Genomic DNA, 3028 nt, shown 5'->3' on the forward strand with positions numbered 1-3028 from the left:
GAGCAGGCCTCGAACACCAACGCGCTGTTCGACCGTGTCGCCGAGGCGCGGCTCTTCGGCACCAACCTCGATCGTGGCCTGTTCCTGGCCATGCGCGATGCCGCCGACCGCGTCGGCGCTTCGCATATCATCATCGAGGACGTGATCTCCGGCGCGCTGAGCTACCGCAAGCTGTTCATCGGCGCCCGCGTCCTGGGCAGGCGCTTCGAGGCGGTAACGGCTCCGGGCGAGGCAGTCGGCGTGATGCTGCCCAATGCCAATGGCGTCGTGCTGTCGCTCACCGGCCTTCTGTCGGCCGGCCGGGTGGCGGCGATGATCAACTACACGGCCGGGCCGGCGAGCGTCACCGCGGCCGTGCGCACGGCGGTGATAAGGACCGTGATTTCGTCCCGCGCGTTCGTCGAGAAGGCCGACCTTGCCGATATCGTCGCGGCGGTCGAAAAGGGCGGCGCCAGGCTTCTCTGGCTCGAGGATGTGCGGGAGAGCGTCACCGCGCTGGACAAGCTTGCCGCCGCCTTGCTGTGGCGCTGGCCGCTGCAGCGACAGGACGCGGCCAAGCCGGCGGTGATCCTGTTCACCTCGGGCTCGGAAGGCACGCCGAAGGCAGTCGTGCTGTCGCACAAGAACCTTTACGCCAACGCCATGCAGGCTGAGGCGCGCATCACCATCTCGCCCGCCGACATCCTGCTCAACGTGCTGCCGGTGTTCCATTCGTTCGGCCTGACGGGCGGCACCATCCTGCCGCTGGTCACCGGGGTAAAACTGTTCCTCTACCCCTCGCCGCTGCACTACAAGATCATCCCCGAGGTTGCGCGCAAGGTGAAACCGACCATTATGTTCGGCACCGACACGTTCCTCGCCAACTATGCGCGTACCGCCAAGGACGGCGATTTTTCCAGCCTGCGCTTCGTCGTTGCCGGCGCCGAGGCGGTGAAGCCGGAAACCCGCCGCGTCTATCGCGAACGCTTCCAGGCCGAGATCATCGAAGGGTTCGGGCTGACAGAGGCGGCACCGGTGGTTGCCGTCAACACGGCAATCCATGGCCGCGACGGTACCGTCGGGCGGCTGCTGCCGGCCATGCGCATGAAGCTTGAGCCGATCGAAGGCATTTCCGATGCCGGCCAATTGTGGCTCGACGGACCGAACCTGATGATGGGCTATATGACATCGGACCGCCCCGGTGAATTGCAGCCGCTGACGGGCTGGCACGACACCGGCGACATCGTCGCTGTCGACCGCGAAGGCTTCATCACCATTCGCGGCCGCGCCAAGCGCTTCGCCAAGATCGCCGGCGAGATGGTGTCGCTGGGTGCTGTCGAGATGCTGGTGCAGTCGTTGTGGCCGGAAGAACGCCATGCGGCGGTAGCGGTGCCGGACAAGAGGCGCGGCGAGCGCATTGTGCTGGTCACCACCGCCGACGACGCCAATCCCGACGAGTTGCGCAGATTCGGCAAACAAGCGGGCGCCGCCGAACTGATGGTGCCCAACGACATCGTCAAGGTCGAGGAAATCCCGGTGCTGGGTTCGGGCAAGACCGACTATGTCTCGACCCGAAAGCTGGCGATCGACAGGCTGGGGCTCGGCGTCGCGGCCTGAGTCGGATCAAGCACTTCCGCCGACCTTCTAACCTATATCCGAAGGCGGTACCTTCTCGCCCTCCAGCTTGGCGCGTTTCGAATAGGCGCGCACACTGAACGGCAGGAAGATCAGGTAGCCGGCAACCGAAGCGGTCAGCGTGTACCAGGGGTAGGTCATCAGCAGCAGTACGTAGAGCACGACACCCAGGATGATCGGCAACACCCTGTCGCCCGGGATTTTCAGGCTCTTGCCGGAATAGACCGGCAGCCGGCTGACCAGCAGGAAGGCGACCAGTATGGTAAAGCCGGTGGCGACGAAGGCCGCTGGACGACTGGGCTCCAGCCCTGTGCGCAGGAAATAGAGATAGAGCGGCAGCATCACCAGCACAGCACCAGCCGGCGCCGGCACGCCGACGAAATATTCGGACTGCCATATCGGGCGGTCGGCCTTCTCGTCGTCGAGCACGTTGAAGCGGGCGAGCCTTAGCCCGCAGGCGATGGCGAACAGCAAGGCCGCAATCCAGCCCGGCGAGCCGGCACGGTCGAGCAGGAAGGCATAAAGCACCAAAGCCGGGGCGACGCCGAAATTGACGATGTCGGCCAGCGAATCCATCTGGGCGCCGAATTTGGAGGTTGCCTTCAGCATCCGCGCCAAGCGGCCATCAATGCCGTCGAGGAAAGCGGCCAGCAGCACCATCACCACGGCCGGCTCGAAGCGGCCTTCGAAGCCGAAGCGGATGCCCGACAGACCGGCGCAGATGGCAAGCACGGTGACGAGGTTGGGCAGCACCATGCGCATCGGGATCTCGCGGATGCGCGGACCGCCGCTGGCATGGGCCTCGAACTTCTTATACTGCGTGCCCACGGCTCAGGAAATCCGCACGAGGGGTGTGCCGGCGACACCGCCGAATTCGGCCAGCACGGTTTCGCCGCCGACCGCTGTCTGGCCGACGGCAACGCGCGGCGTGGCGGTCAAGGGCAGGAAGACATCGACGCGCGAGCCGAAGCGGATCAAGCCGAAACGCTCGCCGGTGCCGATCGAGCCGCCCGCCTCGGCCCAACAGACGATCCGCCGCGCCACCAGGCCGGCGATCTGGACGGCGGCGATCGTGCCGTTGGGGCTTTCGATGACCAGGCCGTTGCGCTCGTTCTCGGTGCTGGCCTTGTCGAGTTCGGCGTTGAGGAATTTTCCGGGCCGGTGTTCGATCCTGACGATACGACCGCGTACCGGGGCGCGGTTCACGTGACAGGAAAAGACATTCATGAACACCGAGATGCGGGTCATCTCGACATTGCCGAGGCCGAGTTCGCGCGGCGGCACGGCCGGCCCGACCGCCGAGATGATGCCGTCGGCGGGGCTGACCACCAAGCGGTCGTCGACCGGCGTGACGCGCTCGGGATCGCGGAAGAAATAAACGCACCAGGCCGTCAGGATCAGACCGATCCAGAAC

The 3028-nt window shown here is 65.6% G+C and carries 3 protein-coding genes; 1 reads left to right on the forward strand and 2 read right to left on the reverse strand.

The genetic code is table 11. The features are described from left to right. The coding region (locus EN991_RS29790; protein ID WP_127370090.1) for an AMP-binding protein at positions 1-1596 on the forward strand (1596 nt) is incomplete at its 5' end. A 27-nt stretch (positions 1597-1623) separates the two neighbouring features. Here the strand turns inward: EN991_RS29790 and EN991_RS29795 are convergent. Both EN991_RS29795 and EN991_RS29800 read right to left on the reverse strand, forming a co-directional pair. Next, complete coding sequence (locus EN991_RS29795) at positions 1624-2370, reverse strand: phosphatidylcholine/phosphatidylserine synthase (protein WP_224621703.1); 747 nt, start codon at positions 2368-2370, stop codon at positions 1624-1626. Positions 2371-2445: 75 nt separating this feature from the next. Further along, positions 2446-3028 (reverse strand): phosphatidylserine decarboxylase (locus EN991_RS29800; RefSeq protein WP_127224650.1); only part of this gene is annotated, 583 nt, incomplete at its 5' end.

The sequence above is a fragment of the Mesorhizobium sp. M7A.F.Ca.US.005.03.2.1 genome, from assembly GCF_003997795.1.
Taxonomy (GTDB): Bacteria; Pseudomonadota; Alphaproteobacteria; order Rhizobiales; family Rhizobiaceae; genus Mesorhizobium; species Mesorhizobium ciceri.

Coding starts and splice junctions, on each gene's coding strand:
- EN991_RS29795 (WP_224621703.1), bottom strand. CDS start 2,370: ATGGTGCTGCCCAACCTCGTCACCGTGCTTGCCATCTGCGCCGGTCTG.